Here is a 20,294-nt window from a genome sequence, read left to right as displayed (position 1 = left end):
CCGGACGTACAGATCGGGCGTTGAAAACCGTGCTTCAAAACCAGGTGTGCAAAAAAGCTGCACCTGCGGGCTCTCATGGCAGGCCAGCACGCCTATGATAGCCAGAATTCGTCAACTGCTTAAGGCCTGGGGCAAAAATGAAACGATCCGCTTTTTTCATCTCGGACGGCACGGGTATCACCGCCGAAACCCTGGGCCAGAGCCTGTTGGCACAATTTGAAAACATTACGTTCAACAAGTTCACCAGGCCCTATATCGACAGTGTCGAGAAGGCGCGGGCGATGGTACAACAAATCAATAATGCCGCCGACAAGGACGATGTGCGGCCGATCATCTTCGACACCATCGTCAATCAGGACATTCGCGAGATCCTGGCGACGTCCAATGGCTTCATGATCGATATCTTTTCGACCTTCCTGGCCCCGCTGGAGCAGGAGCTTAGTTCACACTCGTCCTACTCCGTGGGTAAATCGCATTCCATCGGGCATAACTCCAATTACATGGAGCGCATCGAGGCGGTCAACTTCGCGCTGGACAACGATGATGGCGCACGGACGCATTATTACGACAAGGCCGACATTATCCTCGTCGGCGTCTCGCGCTGCGGCAAAACCCCGACCTGTCTGTACATGGCCATGCAGTTCGGTATCCGGGCCGCCAACTATCCGCTGACCGAAGATGACATGGAGAGGCTGCAACTGCCTGCGGCGCTCAAGCAGCATCGCGAAAAGCTCTTCGGCCTGACCATCGACCCGGACCGTCTCACCGCGATCCGCCACGAGCGCAAGCCCAACAGCCGCTACTCCAGCTACGCGCAGTGCGAATTCGAGGTGCGCGAGGTGGAAAGCCTGTTCCGCCGCGAGAACATCGCGCACATCAACTCCACGCATTTTTCGGTGGAAGAAATCTCCGCCAAGGTGCTGGTCGAAAAAGGCGTGGAGCGACGTTTCAAATAGACGCTGCGGTCACCCCGCCAAACTGATCACTTCACTCGCCTGACTGCGGCACACGTACCCAGCCTTCCATCAGCACTCGGGCGCTGCGGCTCATCAGGGCCTTGGTGACTTTCCAGTCACCGCCCTCCTGGACAGCCTGGGCGCCGACTCGCAAGGTGCCGGAGGGATGGCCAAAGCTGACCGCACTGCGCGCCTGACCGCCAGCGGCCAGATTGACCAGCGTGCCCGGAATGGCTGCTGCCGTACCGATGGCTACCGCAGCCGTACCCATCATCGCGTGGTGCAGCTTGCCCATCGACACGGCGCGCACCAGCAGCTCGATATCCTGCGCAGCGACAGGCTTGCCACTCGACGCCAGGTAATCGGCAGGCGCCGCTACAAAAGCCACTTTGGGTGTGTGCTGGCGTGCGGCAGCTTCATCGATGTTGCCAATCAGGCCCATGCGCACCGCACCGTAGGCGCGGATGGCCTCCAGACGCGCCAGCGCCTGCGGGTCAGCGTTGATATCGCCCTGCAACTCAGTGCCGGTATAGCCGATGTCAGCAGCGTTGACAAAAATCGTCGGAATGCCGGCATTGATCATGGTCGCTTTCAGAAGGCCGATACCGGGCACTTCCAGATCGTCCACCAGATTGCCAGTGGGGAACATCGAGCCGCCCGCGCCCTCTTCGTCCGCCGCCGGGTCAAGAAACTCCAGTGGCACTTCGGCTGCCGGGAAGGTCACGCCATCCAGCTCGAAATCGCCGGTTTCCTGCACCGCGCCGTTGCTGATCGGCACATGGGCGATGATGGTCTTGCCGATGTTGGCCTGCCAGATACGCACCACCGCAACGCCGTCCTGCGGAACGCGGTCAGGGTCGACCAGACCGCTCGTAATCGCGAATGGCCCCACGGCCGCTGACAGGTTGCCGCAATTGCCGCTCCAGTCGACAAACGGCTTGTCGATGGACACCTGGCCGAACAGGTAATCGACATCGTGGTCGGGCCTGCTGCTGCGCGACACAATCACGCTCTTGCTGGTACTCGACGTCGCGCCGCCCATGCCATCGATCTGCTTTTCATAGGGGTCAGGGCTGCCGATGACTCGCAGCAGCAACGCATCCCGCGCCGATCCCGGAATCTGTGCGGCTTCAGGCAGGTCCATCAGCCTGAAAAACACACCCTTGCTGGTGCCGCCACGCATGTAGGTGGCGGGGATGCGGATCTGGGGTAAATGAGCCATGAATTCGTTGTCCTGTTCAAAGAGCGCGCTGCGCGCTCAAAATCGGACGCAGAGCGTCCAGAACTGCATGCCCACGCGGAGCATGGGCACGATAGTGCTCTTGCGCACGCTTATCGTTCTTCACGCTCCAGCGTAGCTACGATGCAGTAGCCTCCAGAAAATCCTGAGCAAAACGCTGCAACACGCCGCCCGCCTCATAAATAGAAAGCTCTTCAGCAGTGTCCAGACGGCATGTCACCGGCACCTCGACGCGTTCGCCGTTACGGCGCTGAATCACCAGCGTCAATGTCGCGCGCGGTGTGCGCTGGCCGATCACATCGAAGGTTTCGCTGCCATCGATACCCAGAGTCAGACGGCTGGTGCCGGGCTTGAACTCCAGCGGCAGCACGCCCATGCCGACCAGGTTGGTGCGGTGAATACGCTCGAAACCTTCTGCAGCAATCGCTTCGACGCCCGCCAGCCTGACGCCTTTGGCCGCCCAGTCACGGGACGAGCCCTGCCCATAGTCGGCACCGGCAATAATGATCAACGGCTGCTTGCGCGCCATGTAGGTTTCGATGGCTTCCCACATGCGAGTGACCACGCCTTCGGGTTCGATGCGGGTCAGCGAGCCTTTCCTGACCTTGCCATCGACCACTGCCATCTCGTTGACCAGTTGCGGGTTGGCAAAGGTCGCGCGCTGGGCGGTCAGGTGGTCGCCCCGATGGGTCGCATAGGAGTTGAAGTCTTCTTCCGGCAGTCCCATTTTCGCCAGGTACTCGCCCGCCGCACTGTCGAGCATGATCGCGTTGGACGGCGACAGGTGATCGGTGGTGATGTTGTCCGGCAGCACGGCGAGAGCCCGCATGCCCTTGAGCGTACGTTCTCCGGCCAATGCGCCTTCCCAGTAGGGCGGGCGACGGATGTAGGTGCTCATCGGACGCCAGTCGTACAGCGGCTCGACCTTCGGCCCGCTGTGTTCTTCGATGGCAAACATCGGGATATAGACCTTACGGAACTGCTCGGGCTTGACCGACGCCTGCACGACCGCATCAATCTCTTCATCGCTCGGCCAGATGTCCTTGAGACGGATTTCCCGGCCCTCGGCGACGCCCAGCACATCGTTTTCTATATCGAAGCGGATGGTCCCGGCAATGGCATACGCCACCACCAGGGGCGGCGAAGCCAGAAAAGCCTGTTTGGCATAGGGGTGAATACGCCCGTCGAAATTACGGTTACCGGACAAGACCGCCGTGGCGTAAAGGTCGCGGTCGATGATTTCCTGCTGGATCAGCGGATCGAGCGCGCCGGACATGCCATTGCAGGTGGTGCAGGCAAAGGCCACGACGCCAAAACCCAGTTGCTCCAGCTCCGAGGTCAGCCCTGCTGCGTCCAGGTATAGCGCCACGGTTTTCGAGCCGGGTGCCAGCGATGATTTCACCCACGGCTTGCGCAGCAGCCCCAGGCGGTTGGCGTTGCGTGCCAGCAGACCGGCGGCAATGACGTTGCGCGGGTTGCTGGTGTTGGTGCAACTTGTGATCGCCGCGATGATCACCGCGCCGTCGGGCATCTGCCCCGGCACCTCGTCCCATTGCCCGGCAATACCTCTGGCCGCCAGATCGGCGGTGGCAACCCGCGCATGAGGGTTGGAGGGCCCGGCCATGTTGCGCACCACACTGGACAAGTCGAAACTCAGCACCCGCTCGTAGTGCACCTCGCTGAGGCTGTCCGACCAAAGGCCAGTGTGCCGGGCATACAGCTCGACCAGTTTGACCTGCTCGTCCTCGCGCCCTGTCAAACGCAGGTAGTCGATGGTTTGCGAGTCAATGGAGAACATCGCCGCCGTCGCGCCGTATTCGGGCGCCATGTTGGAGATCGTCGCCCGGTCGCCCAGGGTCAGGCTCGACGCGCCTGCGCCATAGAACTCCAGGTAAGCGCCAACCACCTTCTGTTGGCGCAGGTATTCGGTCAGCGCGAGCACTACGTCGGTGGCGGTGATGCCTGGCTGGCGGCGCCCGGTCAGTTCGACACCAATGATGTCCGGCAGGCGCATCCACGAGGCGCGCCCGAGCATGACGTTTTCGGCCTCGAGCCCGCCGACGCCGATGGCAATCACGCCGAGGGCGTCGACGTGCGGCGTGTGGCTGTCCGTGCCCACCAGTGTGTCGGGAAAGGCTACGCCGTCGAGCACCTGCACCACCGGCGACATTTTCTCCAGATTGATCTGGTGCATGATGCCGTTGCCCGGCGGGATCACTTCGACGTTCTTGAACGCCTGCTTGGTCCAGTCAATGAAATGAAAACGGTCTTCGTTGCGACGGTCTTCAATGGCGCGGTTCTTGGCGAACGCCTGCGGGTCGTTACCGTCGGACTCCACTGCCAGCGAGTGGTCGACGATCAATTGCACCGGAACCACCGGGTTGACCAGCGCAGGATCGCCACCCTGCGAAGCGATCGCGTCGCGCAGTCCGGCAAGGTCGACCAACGCGGTCTGACCCAGAATGTCGTGGCAGACCACACGTGCCGGGAACCAGGGAAAATCCAGATCACGCTTGCGCTCGATAAGCTGGGTCAACGAGGCATTCAAGGTCGCCGGATCACAACGGCGCACCAGGTTCTCGGCCAGCACCCGCGAGGTGTAGGGCAGCGTGGCATAGGCGCCGGGCTTGAGCGCCTCGACGGCCGCCCGAGCGTCGAAATAATCCAGTCGGGTGCCAGGGAGCGGTTTGCGAAATTCACTGTTCATTGCGGGACTCGATCACGGAGTGTTCGGAATACGGGTGGGGAGCTCGTCGGCGGCTCCCCTGCCCCCTTTTCAGCGCTGTTCCAAGGGTACGAACGCGCGCTGTTCGACGCCGATGTACTCGGCGCTCGGGCGAATGATGCGGTTATTGGCACGCTGTTCGAAAACGTGAGCGGCCCAGCCGGTCAGGCGTGAGCAGACGAAGATCGGGGTGAACAGCTTGGTCGGGATGCCCATGAAGTGATACGCCGACGCATGGTAGAAGTCGGCGTTGGGGAACAGTTTCTTCTGCTCCCACATGACCTTGTCGATGGCCTCGGAAACCGGGAACAGCACCGTATCGCCCACTTCGTCAGCGAGTTTCTTCGACCAGCCTTTGATCACCTCGTTGCGCGGGTCGGACTCCTTGTAGATCGCATGGCCAAAGCCCATGATCTTTTCCTTGCGTTCCAGCATGCCCAGCGTGCCTTTGGTGGCCTCTTCAGCCGAGGCGAAGCGCTGAATCATTTCCATTGCAGCCTCGTTGGCACCACCGTGCAGCGGGCCGCGCAAGGTGCCGATGGCGGCTGTGACGCAGGAATACAGGTCCGACAGCGTCGACGCGCAGACGCGGGCGGTGAAGGTCGAGGCATTGAATTCGTGCTCGGCGTACAGAATCAGCGAGACGTCCATGACCTTGCGGTGCAGCTCACTGGGCGCCTTGTCGAGCAACAGGTGCAGAAAATGCCCGCCGATGGAGTCTTCTGCGGAGGTGCAGTCGATACGCTTGCCGTCATGACTGAAGCGATACCAGTAGCACATGATCGCCGGGAACGCTGCGAGCAGACGGTCGGTTGAGTCGCGCTGCTGATCGAAGCTGCGCTCCGGCTCCAGGGTGCCGAGCATGGAGGCACCCGTGCGCATGACATCCATCGGGTGAGTGTCGGCGGGTATGCGTTCCAGCACTTCCTTCAAGGCCTGCGGCAGGTCGCGCAGGCCCTTGAGTTTGTCCATATAGGCAGACAATTCGGCTTTATCAGGCAGTTCGCCGTACAGCAGCAGATAGGCAACTTCTTCAAAGCGAGCTTCGGCGGCCAGATCGCGCACATCATAGCCGCGATAGGTCAGCCCGGCACCGGCCATGCCCACCGTGGACAACGCCGTCTGCCCGGCCACCTGCCCGCGTAGTCCGGCACCACTCAATACTTTTGCTTCAGCCATGGTTTTCTCCAATTTTGTTTTTGTGTGACTGGACGCGGAGCGCGGGGACGAGTGTCAGCCTGCCCCTTTCAGCCCTTCTTCTGCGCAAACAGCGCATCCAGCTTCTGCTCGAATGTGTGGTAATCGATCGCGTCATACAGCTCCATGCGCGTCTGCATACTGTCGATCACGTTTTTCTGGCTGCCGTCACGGCGGATCGCGCCGTAGACATTTTCCGCAGCCTTGTTCATCGCACGGAATGCGGAAAGCGGGTACAGCACCAGCGACACGTCCGCCTCGCGCAGCTCATCGACCGTAAACAACGGCGTGGCGCCAAACTCGGTGATGTTGGCGAGGATCGGCACACCTGCACGGTTGGCGAATTGCTTGTACATTGCCAGTTCGGTGATGGCCTCGGGGAACACCATATCCGCGCCGGCTTCAATACAGGCAGCGGCACGCTCCAGCGCCGACTCCAGCCCTTCAACCGCCAACGCATCGGTACGCGCCATGATCACGAAGCTGTCGTCAGTCCGGGCATCCACGGCAGCCTTGATCCGGTCGACCATTTCCTGCTGAGAGACAATTTCCTTGTTGGGACGATGCCCGCAACGCTTGGCACCCACCTGATCCTCAATGTGAATCGCCGCCGCTCCGGCCTTGATCATCGAGCGCACGGTACGCGCCACATTGAAAGCCGAAGAACCGAAACCGGTGTCGACATCCACCAGCAACGGCAGGTCGCAAACGTCGGTGATACGCCGCACATCGATCAGCACGTCTTCAAGACCGGTGATTCCCAGGTCCGGAATGCCCAGTGATCCCGCCGCGACTCCGCCGCCAGATAGATAAATGGCCTTGAACCCGGCACGTTTGGCGAGCAGTGCGTGGTTGGCATTGATCGCGCCGACCACTTGCAGCGGCTGTTCGCTGGCGACTGCGTCGCGGAAACGCTGGCCGGGAGTGCTGTTGTTATGACTCATTGTGTACCTCGGTCGGAAGTCGTCTGGGAAGCCGCCTGATAATGGCGCTCGATGTTGCGTCTGGACGCGCCGATATGGCGGCGCATCAACAATTCGGCCAGCTCACCGTCGCGGTCGGCGATAGCGTCGAGAATGCGGTGATGTTCGGCAAAAGCCTGGCGAGGCCGGTTGGGCGTGGTGGAATACTGAATGCGGTACATGCGCACCAGCTGGTAGAGCTCACCACAGAGCATCTGGCTGAGGGTGCGATTGCCGCTGCCCTGGATGATGTGGTAGTGGAAGTCGAAATCACCCTCTTGCTGGTAATAGCCGATACCTGCCTGAAAGGCGGCATCGCGCTCATGGGTATCCAGAACGCCGCGCAGCTCGTCGATTTCGGCCTGGGTCATGCGTTCGGCGGCCAGACGACAGGCCATACCCTCCAGTGACTCGCGAATTTCATAGAGCTCGATCAGTTCGGCATGACTGAGCGACACCACCCGGGCGCCCACATGCGGCACACGAACCACCAGTCGCTGCCCTTCGAGCCGGTGAATCGCTTCGCGCAGCGGCCCGCGACTGATGCCATAGGTGCGAGCCAGTTCCGGCTCGGAAATCTTGCTGCCGGGGGCAATCTCGCCTTTCACGATAGCCGATTGAATGCGTCGGAAAACGTTCTCGGAGAGGGTTTCCGAGTCGTCGGCAACCGTCATTGTTTTTTCGACCACATTCAGCATTGTCGACACCTCATGAATATATGCGCTCAAATCTAGTCATATTTAGTCAATCCGTCAAAGCCAAACCCAGCATTGTCGACAATCAGTCAAAGCGGGTGAACTCTGCTCGACAACGCAACCTGAACAGCTACACAGGTTGATCACTGGCAGCCGCAGGGCTTCATGCTAGAATGCGTCGCGTCCGTACAGCGCGCTCCGCAGCGGAGCCAGCGACTGCGAACCGCCTGCCCTACCATCATCAGGTCAATTCCATTTGCGCCCTGACCCTGAAGTTGTTCGCTCATCGCGCCAGGATTTATGAGACTGACTACCCTCCCCACACTGCTCAGCCTTCTGCTTTTGCCCGGCCTGACCCTGGCCGCCAACAAGACAGTCTATGGCCTCAACGAATACGCCCGGCTGATCGAAATCGATATCGAGATCGCCGCCAAGCTCGACACCGGTGCCAAGACCGCCTCGCTGAGCGCCCGCGACGTCAAACATTTCAAGCGCGATGGCGAAAGCTGGGTGCGTTTCTATCTGGCCAGCGACAGCAAGCATGTACACCCCATCGAACGCCCCCTGGCGCGGGTCAGCAAGATCAAGCGGCGTGCCGACGATCTCGACCCGGATGACGACAATCGCTATTCGTCACGCCCGGTGATCAGCCTCGATATCTGCATGGGTGAATCTTTACGCACCATAGAAGTGAACTTGACTGACCGAAGTGCTTTCCAATACCCGCTTTTGATCGGCTCCGAAGCCTTGAAACGCTTTGATGCGCTGGTCGATCCAAGTCTTAAATATGCGGCAGGGAAGCCCGGCTGCGCTTCCGTCGCTCAAAACGCAGAGTAAATCCATGCGCTCTCTTACACTCCATCTGAAGATCCTGATCACTGCCCTGGTGACCCTCGGCATCGCGATCACGGCCTATCAGATTCTGGCGCTGGGCATACCCGTCAGCGAAGACGAAACCGATGACCTGTGGAATATCGACGCCAAAGTCGAATTCGTCGCCAATCCCAAGGATTCGGTGAAGGTACAGATGTTCGTGCCGCCGCTGGCCCACGACTACATCAGCCTCAATGAAAGCTTCATCTCGAACAATTACGGCGTCAGCGTCAACCGCGCCGACGGCAACCGCAAGGTCACCTGGTCGGCCCGTCGCGCCACCGGCAACCAGACCCTCTACTACCGACTGGTGCTGACCAAGCGTTACAGCGGTGAAAAACCCAAGGTCAAAGGGCCTATCTTTCGCGACAGCATGACCGTCGAAGGCCCGGAAAAGATCGCCGCCGAAGCACTGCTGGCGCCCATTCGTCAGCATTCGGCGGACGTGGAGACCTTCATCACCGAGGCCATCAAGCGCGTCAACAACCTGAATGACGATAACGTCAAACTGCTGCTGGCCGGTGATAACTCGGCGTCCAACAAGGCTCGGGTCACCGAACTGCTGCTGTCGATCGCCCACGTACCGCTGGAAAAAGCCCACACCATTCGCCTGGATGCCGAGCAGCAGACGCCGGAACTCTGGCTGCGCAGCTTCAACGGCAAGGAATGGCTGTACTTCAATCCCGACACCGGCGAAGCCGGCCTGCCGGATGACCGCCTGCTCTGGTGGACCGGCGAGGAAGGTCTGGTCAGCGTCGAAGGCGGCAAGAAGGTGCAAGTCACGTTCAGCCTCAACAACAGTGAAATGAACGCGATGCGGCTCGCCAAACTGACCGACGCCAGCACCGATTCGGACTTCCTGGCCTATTCGCTGTACGGCTTGCCGCTGCAAACCCAGCAGACCTTCATGATCATGGTCATGATCCCGATTGGCGTGCTGGTCATCCTGATCCTGCGCAACCTGATTGGCCTGCAGACACTGGGCACCTTCACCCCCGTGCTGATTGCGCTGGCATTCCGTGAAACGCAACTGGGCTTCGGCATTGCACTGTTTACCGTGATCACGGCGCTGGGCCTGTCCCTGCGCTCGTATCTGGAGCACCTGAAACTGCAAATGCTGCCGCGCCTGTCGGTGGTATTGACCTTCGTCGTGGTGCTGATCGCGGCCATCAGCCTGTTCAGCCACAAGCTCGGGCTGGAGCGCGGCCTGTCGGTTGCGCTGTTCCCGATGGTGATTCTGACCATGACCATCGAGCGCCTGTCGATCACCTGGGAAGAGCGTGGTGGCAGCCATGCCATGAAGGTCGCCATCGGGACGCTGTTCGCCGCGTCGCTGGCGCACCTGATCATGAGCGTGCCGGAACTGACCTATTTCGTCTTCACCTTCCCCGCAGTGCTGCTGATACTGGTTGGCTTCATGCTGGCAATGGGCAGATACCGTGGCTACCGGCTGACCGAGCTGATGCGCTTCAAGGCATTCCTGAAAGAGGAAAAGGCCAAGTGATCGGCTGGTGGAAGACCTGGAAGGCGCTCGAAGCGCGAGGCATCATGGGCATCAATCGACGTAACGCCGACTATGTGCTCAAGTACAACAAGCGCAGCCTCTATCCGATCGTCGATGACAAGATCATCACCAAGGAGCGGGCCATCGCCGCAGGCATTCATGTGCCGGAGATGTACGGCGTGATTTCCACGGAAAAGGAAATCGACAGGCTCGACGAGATCATCGGCGCGCACCGCGACTTCGTGATCAAACCTGCACAGGGCGCAGGCGGCGATGGCATTCTGGTGATCGCCGACCGTTTCGAGGAACGCTTTCGCACCGTCTCGGGACGCATCATCAGCCACTCGGAAATCGAGCATCAGGTGTCCAGCATTCTCACTGGCCTGTATTCCCTGGGCGGTCACCGCGACCGGGCGCTGATCGAGTACCGGGTCGTACCGGACCCGATCTTCAAAAGCATCAGTTACGAAGGCGTACCGGACATCCGCATCATCGTGCTGATGGGTTATCCGGTGATGGCCATGCTGCGCTTGCCTACCCGTCAATCAGGCGGCAAGGCTAACCTCCACCAAGGCGCCATTGGCGTAGGTGTGGACCTGGCCACCGGTGTCACCCTGCAAGGCACGTGGCTGAACAACATCATCAGCAAGCACCCGGACACCACCCACTCGGTGGATGGCGTGCAATTGCCCAACTGGGACGGCTTCATGAAGCTTGCCGCCGAGTGCTACGAGTTGTGCGGCCTGGGCTACATCGGCGTCGACATGGTGCTGGACCAGGACAAAGGCCCGTTGATTCTGGAGCTCAACGCCCGTCCCGGTCTGAATATTCAGATCGCCAACGACAGTGGCCTGACGCATCGCACTCAGGCCGTCGAGGCGCGTCTGGAGCAACTGGCTCTTGAAGGACGCCACGAATCGGCGCAGGAGCGGGTCAGCTTTGTCCAGGACCTGTTCGGCCACGTGCCCGGCGCCTGAACCGACATACCGCTAGGACTGCCGCACCGGCAAGGCTACAATCGCCAGCCGCGTTTCCAAGACCGATATTCGACGATGCCGATCTGCTCGATACACCCCCTGCCCTACAGCGCCGACCCGATCGCGTTCTTTGCGCGAATCCGCGAAGCGCCGGGTGCGGTGCTGCTCGACAGCGGCAGGCCAGCAGCCGTTCGGGGCCGACATGACCTGCTCAGCGCATGGCCGCTGCAGGAACTGAGCGTAACCGATGACGAGGACGGGGCTGCCTATCTCCAGCGCTTGCGCGACAGTCTCGAGGCGCTCGGCACAGCACAGCTGCCTGACGGATGCGAACTGCCCTTCGCTGGCGGCCTGATCGGTTATCTGAGCTATGAATTCGGTCGACGCCTGGAGCCTTTGCCGGATCAGGCCATTGACGACCTGCAACTGCCCGAGGCCCGTCTGGGGCTCTACGCCTGGGCGCTGATCAGTGATCATCAGGAGCAGACCAGCCAGCTGATTTTTCACCCGTCCCTGGCCACACGCGAGCGCAAACGGCTGATTGAGCTGTTCTCTGTCGATGTCCCTGAGCCGCACGCGGAGTTCCGCCTCAGCCAGCCGTTTCAAGCCAGCATCAGCGCGGATCACTATCGCCAGGCTTTCCAACGAATTCAGGCCTACATTCAGGCTGGTGACTGCTATCAGGTGAACTTCGCACAACGCTTTCAGGCGCAGTGCGCTGGTGACCCGTGGGCCGCTTATTGTGCACTGCGAGCGGCTTGCCCGACGCCGTTCGCCGGCTACCTGAGCCTGCCGGGAGCCGATGCGATTCTGAGTCTTTCGCCGGAGCGCTTCGTGCGGGTCAGCGCCCGGCAGGTCGAAACCCGCCCGATCAAAGGCACTCGCCCCCGTAGCGCGGACCCCGCGCAGGATGCCGCCTTCGCCGCCGAACTGCTGGCCAGCGAGAAGGATCGCGCAGAAAACCTGATGATCGTCGATTTACTGCGTAACGACCTGGGCCGCAGTTGCCGCATCGGCTCGGTGAAAGTCCCCGAGCTGTTCAGCCTCGAAAGCTACCCCAATGTGCACCATCTGGTGAGCAGCGTGACCGGCGAGCTGGCCGCTGGCAACGATGCACTGGACCTGATCGGCGGCAGCTTCCCCGGCGGCTCGATCACGGGTGCGCCGAAAATCCGCGCCATGCAGATCATCGACGAGCTGGAGCCGACCCGTCGCAGCCTGTATTGCGGCTCGCTGATGTACCTGGACGTGCGCGGCGAGATGGACAGTTCGATCGCCATCCGCAGCCTACTGGTCAAGGACGGACAGATTTCCTGCTGGGGCGGTGGCGGCATCGTCGCCGATTCCGACTGCGACGCCGAGTATCAGGAAACTTTCACCAAGGTTCGTGTGCTACTGGAGACGCTTGAGGCGCTCTGAGATCCGGCTTCTGTGGGAACGAAGCGCCGGGAGTTCGCCCCGCCTAAAGCATCAGATCCCGATTCGAGGCCTTGATGAATTCCTTTTTCAGGTCATCGAACGTGTGCACCGCCGGAAACTGCGGGAATTCGCGGATCACGTTATTGGGAGCGTGGAACAGGATACCGGCGTCGGCCTCGCCCAGCATGGTCGTGTCGTTGTACGAATCACCGGCAGCAATGACCCGGTAATACAGGCTCTTGAAGGCCAGCACCGACTGACGCTTGGGGTCTTTCTGGCGTAACTGGTAACTGACCACCCGATCGGTCTCGTCAGTGATCAGACGATGACACAGCAGGGTCGGAAAACCCAGTTGACGCATCAGTGGCTGAGAGAACTCATAGAAAGTGTCCGAGAGAATCACCACCTGAAACCGCTCACGCAGCCAGTCGACAAACTCCACGGCGCCCTCCAGCGGCTTGAGGGTGCCGATCACTGCCTGAATGTCCGCCAGTTTCAGACCTTGCTCATCAAGAATGCGCAGGCGCTGCGTCATCAGCACGTCGTAATCGGGAATGTCCCGCGTGGTGGCACGCAGCGATTCGATACCGGTTTTTTCGGCAAAGGCGATCCAGATTTCCGGGACCAGTACCCCTTCGAGGTCCAGACAGGCAATTTCCACAACACACTCCTCAGACCATTCACGCTCGACGCAAGCAGCACTCTAGCCGCTGGCAACGGCCACTGAACAGCGGATTTTGTTACCATTGCCGCCATCACGAGCGCTTAAGCGCCACTCTTGCATTTTAGGAAGCCGCCTGATGAGCCAACCTTTCGACGTCGCTGAACTGGCGACGACCTATGCGAACAAGTCTGCACAAGACATTCTGAAGCTGGCCTTCGAACACTTTGGCGACGACCTGTGGATCTCGTTCAGCGGTGCCGAGGACGTGGTTCTGGTCGACATGGCCTGGAAGCTGAACAAGAACGTCAAGGTCTTCAGCCTGGACACCGGGCGCCTGCACGCGGAAACCTATCGTTTCATCGAACAGGTCCGCGAGCACTACAAGATCGAGATCGAGATCGTTTCGCCCGACCACAGCAAACTTGAACCTTTCGTCAAGGAAAAGGGCCTGTTCAGCTTTTACCGGGATGGTCACGGCGAATGCTGCGGCATCCGCAAGATCGAGCCGCTGCGTCGCAAACTGTCTGGCGTCAGCGCCTGGGCAACCGGCCAGCGCCGTGATCAGAGCCCCGGCACCCGCAGTGCCGTTGCTGCAGTGGAAGTCGACAGCGCATTTTCGACGCCCGAGCGCACGCTGTACAAATTCAACCCGTTGGCACAGATGAGCAGCGAGGAAATCTGGGGCTACATCCGCATGCTGGAGCTGCCCTATAACAGCCTGCACGAGCGCGGCTTCATCAGCATCGGCTGCGAACCCTGCACCCGCCCGGTACTGCCGAACCAGCACGAGCGCGAAGGTCGCTGGTGGTGGGAGGAAGCCACGCAGAAGGAATGCGGGCTGCATGCGGGCAACCTGATAGCGCGCAACTGACGCAGCCAGAGGCACGCCTCGACCTGCAAGCTACAAGTCAACGCGCGTCCGGCGCTGACTTGCAGCTTGCCGCTGCTCCTAATGCACCGGCAACTCGACGTTGGCAAACAGCTCTTCCATTTCCTGCTTGTTATGGCACTGAATCGCCTTGGCCATGACTTCGCGGGTCAGGTGCGGTGCGAATTTCTCGATGAAATCGCACATGAAACCACGCAGGAAGGTGCCGCGACGGAAAGCGATTTTTGTCACGCTGGACTCGAACAGGTCACTGGCATCGAGCACCACCAGGTCGCTGTCCACTGCCTCGTCTATCGCCATTCTTGCCACGATGCCCACGCCCAGATTCAGCCTGACGTAGGTCTTGATCACGTCGGCATCCGCCGCCGTAAACACGACCTTGGGCACCAGCCCGCGATGGCTGAACGCCTCGTCCAGCTTGGAACGGCCGGTAAAGCCGAAGACGTAAGTCACGATCGGGTATTCGGCGAGCAATTCCAGCGTCAGCTTCGGTGCCTTGGTCAACGGGTGCCCCTGCGGCACGACAATGCAACGGTTCCAGCGATAGCACGGCATCATCACCAGATCGCTGAACTGCTCGAGGGCCTCGGTGGCGATGGCAAAATCAACCGTCCCGTCAGCCGCCATTTCGGCGATCTGCATCGGTGATCCCTGATGCATGTGCAGCGCGACATCTGGGTATTGCTTGATGAAGTTGCTGATTACCGGCGGCAAGGCATAACGCGCCTGGGTGTGAGTGGTGGCGATCGACAGCGTGCCCTTCTTCTCGTTGGAGAACTCCTGGGCAATCTGCTTGATGCTCTCGACCTTGCGCAGGATCTCGCCCGCTGTGGTGATGATGCGCTCGCCTGCCGGTGTCACACGCGTCAGGTGCTTGCCACTGCGGGCGAAAACCTCGACGCCCAGCTCGTCTTCAAGCAGGCGGATCTGCTTGCTGATACCGGGCTGGGAGGTGTAAAGGCTCTGGGCCGTCGCGGAAACGTTGAGGTCGTGGTGCGCCACTTCCCAAATGTAGCGCAGTTGTTGGAGCTTCATATGTATCCCTCAAAGCAGATAAACCCTATGGGTATCGGCGACGGTATATAACTGGATTAATGGTGAGACGAATAATTCTAGAACTTTTTATCACCTTTGTAAGGTGATCGCACGCTCGATTTCATTAAAACCACCAATTGGACCTTCCCTCTACCCCCGCCCCTTTTTCAACATCATCGGAACCATGTAGACCGGCACGTCGGAAAACTGCAGGACCCTGGCAGCCGTGCGGCCTATAGAGGTGCCCTCTTCCATCCTGCGGCTGTGACTGCCGACCACCAGCAAATCCACATTCAGCCTGTGCGCCTGTTCGAGAATCACGCTGGCAGGCTCGCCCTGAACGACACGCACCGTACGAATCAGGGAAAGGTCCGAGTGCCCTTCGCCCAGTTCGTCACGAAACCCGTCGAGCATTCGTTGCTCTATTCCACTCAGAAACGCATTCACACCCTTGCCGCGAAGCTCTTTCAACGCTTCCTCGCCCAGGTAACTCTGCAGCACCGACTCGGCGAACAGGCCCAAAGGCTCGACGACATGGATAACGTACAGCTCGGCGTTGAACGTTCGAGCCAGCGCCAGCGCGTGCTGCGTTACATAAGGCGCGTACAGACCGAGGTCTGCGGCATACAGCATCGAACGGACCATACAACCTCCCATACAACCGGAATGGCGGAGATTGACTCAGCGTAGCAGCGCATCCTCGGCTGCGACGGCGGACTTCTCAGCCCCCGTCGGCAAGTGGCACTATTTCGTTGCTGATGCCGTGCGGAACGTGCCCCGTCGCCACCACATCACGCGCCTTCTCGCAATGGCCGGGCTGATCGTCGAAAAACACATCGGCGGCGAACGCTTCAAGAAAGGCCGACTTTTGCAACCCACCGAGAAACAGCGACTCGTCCAGACGAATGTCCCATTCGCGCAAGGTGCGGATCACGCGCTCATGGGCAGGTGCCGAGCGAGCCGTGACCAGCGCGGTGCGAATCGGGCAGCTCGCGTCGGGAAACTCGCGCTGCAGTTGATTGAGTGCGGCGAGAAATGGCTTGAAGGGACCGCCGCGCAACGGCTCGCGAGCCCACTCACGCTCGCTGGCCTGAAAGGCCGCCAGCCCGCCGCTCTGGTACACCCGCTCTGATTCGTCGGAAAACAACACGGCGTCGCCATCGAAGGCAATCCGCAGCTCAGCGCTGGCTGCACGCCGTGCGCCACCCGAAAGGATGGTCGCGGCCGCAAACCCCGCATCCAGGGCGCTGCGCACATCCTCGGCATGCGTGGAGAGAAACAGGTGGCAGCCAAACGCTGCGAGATACGGGTAAGGACTGCGTCCGCCGGCAAAGGCGGCCCGGCTGATGTCGAGGCCATAATGCTGAATCGAGTTGAAGACCCGCAGGCCGGTATCGGCACTGTTGCGTGACACCAGCACCACTTCGACGCGCGCCTTTTGCAGACTGGCATTGAGGCTCAGGAGTTTTTCGACCAGCGGGAACGCATCGCCCTGCGCGAGAATTTCATCCTCATGCTCGATCTGATACTTGCGGTAGGCCTCGACCCCATCGGCCATGTACACCTCATGACTGTCGCGCAGATCGAACAGCGCGCGCGATGAAATCGCCAGTACCAGCTTGTGGTCTTCAGCTTCTGTCATGAATCACTCCTTGCTTGCCGGGTGGTTGCCCCGATCGATGAACGCCAGTGCCTGATAAAGCGCCCGCACGCGAGGCATGTCAAACCCGGCGGCAAGCGCCGCTGCAAGGGGCCGGGCATAAATGGCGTCCAGCTCCAGTGGGCGTCTTTCGGCCAGGTCGTGGTACATGCTGGGCCTGTAATCCGGCATGCTTTCGGTCACTGTAAACAGATGCTGCGCGAAACCCGGCGGCAAGGTATGCCCACAGGCCTCGGCGCCCTGCACGACCTCGTCCATCAGCGCCCGGATCAAGGCCTGGCTGTCCGGATCGGCCATCAATCGCCCGGTACTGGTCTGCAACAAGGCCGACAGCCCGTTGTAGGGCACATTCCAGACCAGCTTCTGCCAGCGGGCCTGCTGCAGATTGGCCATGACCGGGGCGTCGATGCCGGCCGTGTTGAACAGAGCCGCACAGGCTTCGACGACCGCCATGCGGCTCGCCTCATCGGCTGCCGGGCCGCTGTGATAGCCGATGCTGACCGCGCCGAAAGCTTCATGGGCAACGACGCCGGGCGCAACCCGGTTGACGCAGACGAAACACAGCCCGCCGAGTATATGCAGGCTGTCGGGCAGGACATTACGCAGTTGGTCTTCGACAGCCAGACCGTTCTGCAACAGCAGCACGCTGGCGTTCGGCGCAGCCGCCTGGCGAATGATCGGACCGAGCGCGGCATTGCCGGTGCTCTTGGTGCCGACCAGCAGCCAGTCACAAGGCGGCATTTCAGCCGCCGAGCGATACGCCTGAACGGGCTTGAGGGACAATTCGCCATGCACGGCGCTTTTGACCTGCAAACCTTCGCGCGCCACCGTGTCAAACTCGCTGCGCAGCAGAAAATGCACATCGTATCCGGCACGCGCCAGCATCAGTCCGTAAAAGCCACCGATGGCACCCGTACCTATGATGCCGACGCGCGGACGACGAGAATCAACACTCATGACCTCTCCCTTGACTGTCTCGCTATTTGCGGCCGTACACTATCCGTCGCAGCGGATTGTCTTGCAATAAGGCAGCGCATCTCGGCCAAAGACCTGGCCGATACCTCGTTTACTTATTGTCGAACAACGCGATAACGCGCTAAGGTTCGGCTCCCCGCTGCGCTCAAACCTGCTGGGCACCGCCGCACGGGGGACCGTTGGCGGCCAGTACCCGCGACCTGATGAGTAACACGATGGCTGATTTACCGATTGACGACCTCAACGTTGCCTCCAACGAGACTCTGATCACTCCGGATCAGCTCAAGCGCGACATCCCCCTGACCGATGCTGCCCTGCAGACCGTCAGCCAGGGTCGCGAAGTGATTCGCAACATTCTCGATGGCCATGATCACCGCCTGTTCATTGTGATCGGCCCGTGCTCGATCCACGACCTGAAGGCAGCCAAGGAGTACGCCGAGCGTCTCAAGGCGCTGGCGGCGGAAGTATCCGACACGCTGTATCTGGTGATGCGCGTCTACTTCGAGAAGCCACGCACCACGGTAGGCTGGAAAGGTCTGATCAACGACCCGTACCTGGATGACTCGTTCAAGATCCAGGACGGCCTGCACATCGGTCGCCAGCTACTGCTGGATCTGGCCGAAATGGGGCTGCCCACCGCCACCGAAGCCCTGGACCCGATCTCTCCGCAGTATCTGCAGGACCTGATCAGCTGGTCGGCCATCGGCGCGCGCACCACAGAATCCCAGACTCACCGTGAGATGGCTTCGGGCCTGTCCTCGGCAGTCGGCTTCAAGAACGGGACCGACGGCGGCCTGACCGTTGCCATCAACGCCTTGCAATCGGTGTCGAGCCCGCATCGTTTCCTGGGTATCAACCAGGAAGGCGGCGTGTCGATCGTGACCACCAAAGGCAATGCCTACGGTCATGTGGTGCTGCGCGGCGGCAACGGCAAGCCCAACTATGACTCGGTCAGCGTCGCGCTCTGCGAACAGGCCCTGAACAAGTCCGGCATTCGTCCGAACATCATGGTCGACTGCAGCCATGCCAACTCCAACAAGGACCCGGCCCTGCAACCGCTGGTGATGGAAAACGTCGCCAACCAGATCCTGGAAGGCAACGAATCGATCATTGGCCTGATGGTCGAGAGCCATTTGAACTGGGGATGCCAGGCGATTCCCAAGGACCTGTCGGAATTGCAGTACGGCGTGTCCATTACCGATGCCTGCATCGATTGGGAAAGCACCGAAAAGACCCTGCGCAGCATGCATGCGAAACTCAGGGATGTGCTGCCAGCTCGCAAGCGCAAGTGATTGCCTGACCGACTGCACCGCAATAACGAAAACGCCGAGCAAATGCTCGGCGTTTTTTTTATGCTTGCTGTCGGTAGTGACAGGTCCTCAGAGTTTGGCCGCCTGCGACTGCAGATCATGCAACTCCATATAACGCTCTACATAAGAGCAGGACGGTATGACGGAATAGCCCATGCTGTCGGCATAATCGAGCGCCTCCTTGGTCAGCGCCGCGGCAATTCCGCGACCTCGCAAGGCGTCCGGCACAAAGGTCCGATAGAAATCCAGGGTCTGCTTGCCGAGATCCATGTAGGTCAGATAAGCACGGTGGCCGTCGATAATGATTTCGAAATGGTGGCCGACTTCGTCATGGTGGATGGACAACGCCTCGCTCATCGCTACTCCTCGCGGGTCTTGGAATTTGACCCCTACCTTACCGGTCTTTTTCAGGCGAAGGAACATCTACGCCACCCAGTGTCTGTTTTCGACACCGGTAGAGCACTGCCGATCTCGACGGACATCACATTGAGATAGTAGGCGCCATTAGCGACTATGCTCAAGCGCGGTCGATGTAAAAACACCTTTAAATGTTCGCGTGCCGACCGACAGTCGATCAGGCCAGGGCTGATGAGAACTGTCGGGAACGCTTCAGCACGGCATGGGTCCCGTTAAAGTGGATAGTTTTTGTACAGAACGCTTGAGAAGTAACGCGGAACGCTTTCAAAGCGAGGAATTTTAGCAGCTTCTTGCGCCGGGTCCGTTTACTTACTACAAACAATGGGTACTATGTACGCCGGTCGTTTTCTCATTTTCGAGAGATGACTAATTTGAAAAAAAATTCCTTGAAGGTGAACACGATGAACAACGTTCTGAAATTCTCTGCTCTGGCTCTGGCCGCAGTTCTGGCTACCGGTTGCAGCAGCGTATCCAAAGAAACCGAAGCTCGTCTGACAGCTACCGAAGACGCAGCAGCTCGTTCGCAAGCACGTGCCGACGAAGCCTACCGCAAGGCTGACGAAGCTCTGGCTGCTGCTCAAAAAGCTCAGCAAACTGCTGACGAAGCCAACGAGCGCGCTCTGCGCATGCTGGACAAAGCCAGCCGCAAGTAATAATCCCCCGGGGTTATTGAAAGCCGACCCGGCAACGGGTCGGCTTTTTTTTGCCTGTTGTCTGGCTGAGTGATTGCCTGCAGAAGCCTGAATGACTCCAGGGACAGGGCTAAGACCCGATGACTTTTCTTTTGACTATCATG

The 20,294-nt window shown here is 60.0% G+C and carries 19 protein-coding genes; 8 read left to right on the top strand and 11 right to left on the bottom strand.

The features are described from left to right. The first annotated feature begins 137 nt into the window (after positions 1–137). Positions 138–956 carry a posphoenolpyruvate synthetase regulatory kinase/phosphorylase PpsR gene (gene ppsR / locus PI739_RS05515; protein ID WP_003347114.1) on the top strand — a complete coding sequence of 273 codons (819 nt, stop codon included), beginning with the start codon at positions 138–140 and terminating at the stop codon, positions 954–956. Positions 957–987: 31 nt separating this feature from the next. On the opposite strand, the gene prpF is transcribed toward ppsR, so the two are convergent. The 5 genes from prpF to PI739_RS05490 all read right to left on the bottom strand — a co-directional run bounded on the left by prpF (position 988) and on the right by PI739_RS05490 (position 7,778). Then, on the bottom strand, positions 988–2,178 hold the full coding sequence (gene prpF / locus PI739_RS05510; protein ID WP_054081872.1) for a 2-methylaconitate cis-trans isomerase PrpF: 1,191 nt from the start codon (positions 2,176–2,178) through the stop codon (positions 988–990). 136 nt (positions 2,179–2,314) lie between these two features. Beyond that, the gene (acnD, locus tag PI739_RS05505; protein WP_054081873.1) at positions 2,315–4,903 is read right to left on the bottom strand and encodes a Fe/S-dependent 2-methylisocitrate dehydratase AcnD; all 2,589 of its coding nucleotides are present in this window, start codon (positions 4,901–4,903) and stop codon (positions 2,315–2,317) included. Between the two features lie 69 nt (positions 4,904–4,972). Further along, positions 4,973–6,100 carry a bifunctional 2-methylcitrate synthase/citrate synthase gene (gene prpC / locus PI739_RS05500; protein ID WP_003433049.1) on the bottom strand — a complete coding sequence of 376 codons (1,128 nt, stop codon included), beginning with the start codon at positions 6,098–6,100 and terminating at the stop codon, positions 4,973–4,975. Between the two features lie 68 nt (positions 6,101–6,168). After that, positions 6,169–7,062, bottom strand: coding sequence for a methylisocitrate lyase (gene prpB / locus PI739_RS05495; RefSeq protein ID WP_003433051.1), 894 nt, complete (start codon positions 7,060–7,062; stop codon positions 6,169–6,171). Continuing rightward, a complete protein-coding gene (locus PI739_RS05490; protein WP_054081874.1) occupies positions 7,059–7,778 on the bottom strand; it encodes a GntR family transcriptional regulator in 720 nt (239 codons plus the stop codon). The genes prpB and PI739_RS05490 overlap by 4 nt, the downstream gene beginning before the upstream one ends. Before the next feature lie 297 nt (positions 7,779–8,075). Between PI739_RS05490 and rloA the strand changes: the two genes are divergently transcribed. The 4 genes from rloA to pabB all read left to right on the top strand — a co-directional run bounded on the left by rloA (position 8,076) and on the right by pabB (position 12,548). Then, positions 8,076–8,612 carry a retropepsin-like aspartic peptidase RloA gene (gene rloA, locus PI739_RS05485; protein ID WP_054081875.1) on the top strand — a complete coding sequence of 179 codons (537 nt, stop codon included), beginning with the start codon at positions 8,076–8,078 and terminating at the stop codon, positions 8,610–8,612. Between the two features lie 4 nt (positions 8,613–8,616). Further along, positions 8,617–10,152 carry an osmotic stress tolerance membrane protein RloB gene (gene rloB, locus PI739_RS05480; protein WP_003433053.1) on the top strand — a complete coding sequence of 512 codons (1,536 nt, stop codon included), beginning with the start codon at positions 8,617–8,619 and terminating at the stop codon, positions 10,150–10,152. After that, positions 10,152–11,129 carry an alpha-L-glutamate ligase-like protein gene (locus tag PI739_RS05475; protein ID WP_161428781.1) on the top strand — a complete coding sequence of 326 codons (978 nt, stop codon included), beginning with the start codon at positions 10,152–10,154 and terminating at the stop codon, positions 11,127–11,129. The genes rloB and PI739_RS05475 overlap by 1 nt, the downstream gene beginning before the upstream one ends. Positions 11,130–11,204: 75 nt before the next feature. Then, positions 11,205–12,548 (top strand): aminodeoxychorismate synthase component I, encoded by a 1,344-nt coding sequence (gene pabB / locus PI739_RS05470; protein WP_054081876.1) that lies wholly within the window; start codon positions 11,205–11,207, stop codon positions 12,546–12,548. Positions 12,549–12,591: 43 nt separating this feature from the next. Here the strand turns inward: pabB and thrH are convergent, their stop codons facing one another. After that, positions 12,592–13,209 carry a bifunctional phosphoserine phosphatase/homoserine phosphotransferase ThrH gene (gene thrH / locus PI739_RS05465; protein ID WP_054081877.1) on the bottom strand — a complete coding sequence of 206 codons (618 nt, stop codon included), beginning with the start codon at positions 13,207–13,209 and terminating at the stop codon, positions 12,592–12,594. Positions 13,210–13,348: 139 nt separating this feature from the next. On the opposite strand from thrH, the gene PI739_RS05460 reads away from it, so the two are divergent. After that, positions 13,349–14,083: a phosphoadenylyl-sulfate reductase gene (locus tag PI739_RS05460; protein ID WP_003366821.1), complete on the top strand. Its 735-nt coding sequence runs from the start codon at positions 13,349–13,351 to the stop codon at positions 14,081–14,083. Positions 14,084–14,161: 78 nt separating this feature from the next. Here PI739_RS05460 and cysB read toward each other — a convergent pair whose 3' ends face one another. The 4 genes from cysB to PI739_RS05440 all read right to left on the bottom strand — a co-directional run bounded on the left by cysB (position 14,162) and on the right by PI739_RS05440 (position 17,753). Beyond that, positions 14,162–15,136, bottom strand: a complete 975-nt coding sequence (gene cysB, locus PI739_RS05455) for an HTH-type transcriptional regulator CysB (RefSeq protein ID WP_003315705.1) — start codon at positions 15,134–15,136, stop codon at positions 14,162–14,164. A 150-nt stretch (positions 15,137–15,286) separates the two neighbouring features. After that, positions 15,287–15,781 carry a universal stress protein gene (locus PI739_RS05450; protein ID WP_044308264.1) on the bottom strand — a complete coding sequence of 165 codons (495 nt, stop codon included), beginning with the start codon at positions 15,779–15,781 and terminating at the stop codon, positions 15,287–15,289. Between the two features lie 76 nt (positions 15,782–15,857). Then, positions 15,858–16,778 carry a 5'-nucleotidase gene (locus PI739_RS05445; protein ID WP_003347087.1) on the bottom strand — a complete coding sequence of 307 codons (921 nt, stop codon included), beginning with the start codon at positions 16,776–16,778 and terminating at the stop codon, positions 15,858–15,860. 3 nt (positions 16,779–16,781) lie between these two features. Continuing rightward, entirely contained in the window at positions 16,782–17,753 is a 972-nt protein-coding gene (locus PI739_RS05440) for a putative 2-dehydropantoate 2-reductase (RefSeq protein ID WP_054081878.1), read from the bottom strand. 233 nt (positions 17,754–17,986) lie between these two features. On the opposite strand from PI739_RS05440, the gene PI739_RS05435 reads away from it, so the two are divergent. Beyond that, complete coding sequence (locus PI739_RS05435; RefSeq protein ID WP_003366814.1) at positions 17,987–19,063, top strand: 3-deoxy-7-phosphoheptulonate synthase; 1,077 nt, start codon at positions 17,987–17,989, stop codon at positions 19,061–19,063. An 87-nt stretch (positions 19,064–19,150) separates the two neighbouring features. Here PI739_RS05435 and PI739_RS05430 read toward each other — a convergent pair whose 3' ends face one another. After that, entirely contained in the window at positions 19,151–19,438 is a 288-nt protein-coding gene (locus PI739_RS05430) for a GNAT family N-acetyltransferase (protein WP_003315710.1), read from the bottom strand. Positions 19,439–19,899: 461 nt separating this feature from the next. Here PI739_RS05430 and oprI point away from each other — a divergent pair, with 461 nt between their 5' ends. Beyond that, a complete protein-coding gene (gene oprI / locus PI739_RS05425; protein ID WP_002553018.1) occupies positions 19,900–20,151 on the top strand; it encodes an outer membrane lipoprotei OprI in 252 nt (83 codons plus the stop codon). The last annotated feature ends 143 nt before the right edge of the window (positions 20,152–20,294 follow it).

Source organism: Pseudomonas cerasi (assembly GCF_027983475.1).
In the GTDB taxonomy this organism is placed as follows: domain Bacteria; phylum Pseudomonadota; class Gammaproteobacteria; order Pseudomonadales; family Pseudomonadaceae; genus Aquipseudomonas; species Aquipseudomonas cerasi.
This window is presented reverse-complemented; position numbering and strand designations above follow the sequence as displayed.

What these genes read in the sequence shown, in the direction of transcription:
- ppsR (WP_003347114.1), top strand. Translation starts at nt 138, where the DNA reads ATGAAACGATCCGCTTTTTTCATCTCGGACGGCACGGGTATCACCGCC.
- prpF (WP_054081872.1), bottom strand. Translation starts at nt 2,178, where the DNA reads ATGGCTCATTTACCCCAGATCCGCATCCCCGCCACCTACATGCGTGGC.
- acnD (WP_054081873.1), bottom strand. Translation starts at nt 4,903, where the DNA reads ATGAACAGTGAATTTCGCAAACCGCTCCCTGGCACCCGACTGGATTAT.
- prpC (WP_003433049.1), bottom strand. Translation starts at nt 6,100, where the DNA reads ATGGCTGAAGCAAAAGTATTGAGTGGTGCCGGACTACGCGGGCAGGTG.
- prpB (WP_003433051.1), bottom strand. Translation starts at nt 7,062, where the DNA reads ATGAGTCATAACAACAGCACTCCCGGCCAGCGTTTCCGCGACGCAGTC.
- PI739_RS05490 (WP_054081874.1), bottom strand. Translation starts at nt 7,778, where the DNA reads ATGCTGAATGTGGTCGAAAAAACAATGACGGTTGCCGACGACTCGGAA.
- rloA (WP_054081875.1), top strand. Translation starts at nt 8,076, where the DNA reads ATGAGACTGACTACCCTCCCCACACTGCTCAGCCTTCTGCTTTTGCCC.
- rloB (WP_003433053.1), top strand. Translation starts at nt 8,617, where the DNA reads ATGCGCTCTCTTACACTCCATCTGAAGATCCTGATCACTGCCCTGGTG.
- pabB (WP_054081876.1), top strand. Translation starts at nt 11,205, where the DNA reads ATGCCGATCTGCTCGATACACCCCCTGCCCTACAGCGCCGACCCGATC.
- PI739_RS05460 (WP_003366821.1), top strand. Translation starts at nt 13,349, where the DNA reads ATGAGCCAACCTTTCGACGTCGCTGAACTGGCGACGACCTATGCGAAC.
- cysB (WP_003315705.1), bottom strand. Translation starts at nt 15,136, where the DNA reads ATGAAGCTCCAACAACTGCGCTACATTTGGGAAGTGGCGCACCACGAC.
- PI739_RS05450 (WP_044308264.1), bottom strand. Translation starts at nt 15,781, where the DNA reads ATGGTCCGTTCGATGCTGTATGCCGCAGACCTCGGTCTGTACGCGCCT.
- PI739_RS05445 (WP_003347087.1), bottom strand. Translation starts at nt 16,778, where the DNA reads ATGACAGAAGCTGAAGACCACAAGCTGGTACTGGCGATTTCATCGCGC.
- PI739_RS05440 (WP_054081878.1), bottom strand. Translation starts at nt 17,753, where the DNA reads ATGAGTGTTGATTCTCGTCGTCCGCGCGTCGGCATCATAGGTACGGGT.
- PI739_RS05435 (WP_003366814.1), top strand. Translation starts at nt 17,987, where the DNA reads ATGGCTGATTTACCGATTGACGACCTCAACGTTGCCTCCAACGAGACT.
- PI739_RS05430 (WP_003315710.1), bottom strand. Translation starts at nt 19,438, where the DNA reads ATGAGCGAGGCGTTGTCCATCCACCATGACGAAGTCGGCCACCATTTC.
- oprI (WP_002553018.1), top strand. Translation starts at nt 19,900, where the DNA reads ATGAACAACGTTCTGAAATTCTCTGCTCTGGCTCTGGCCGCAGTTCTG.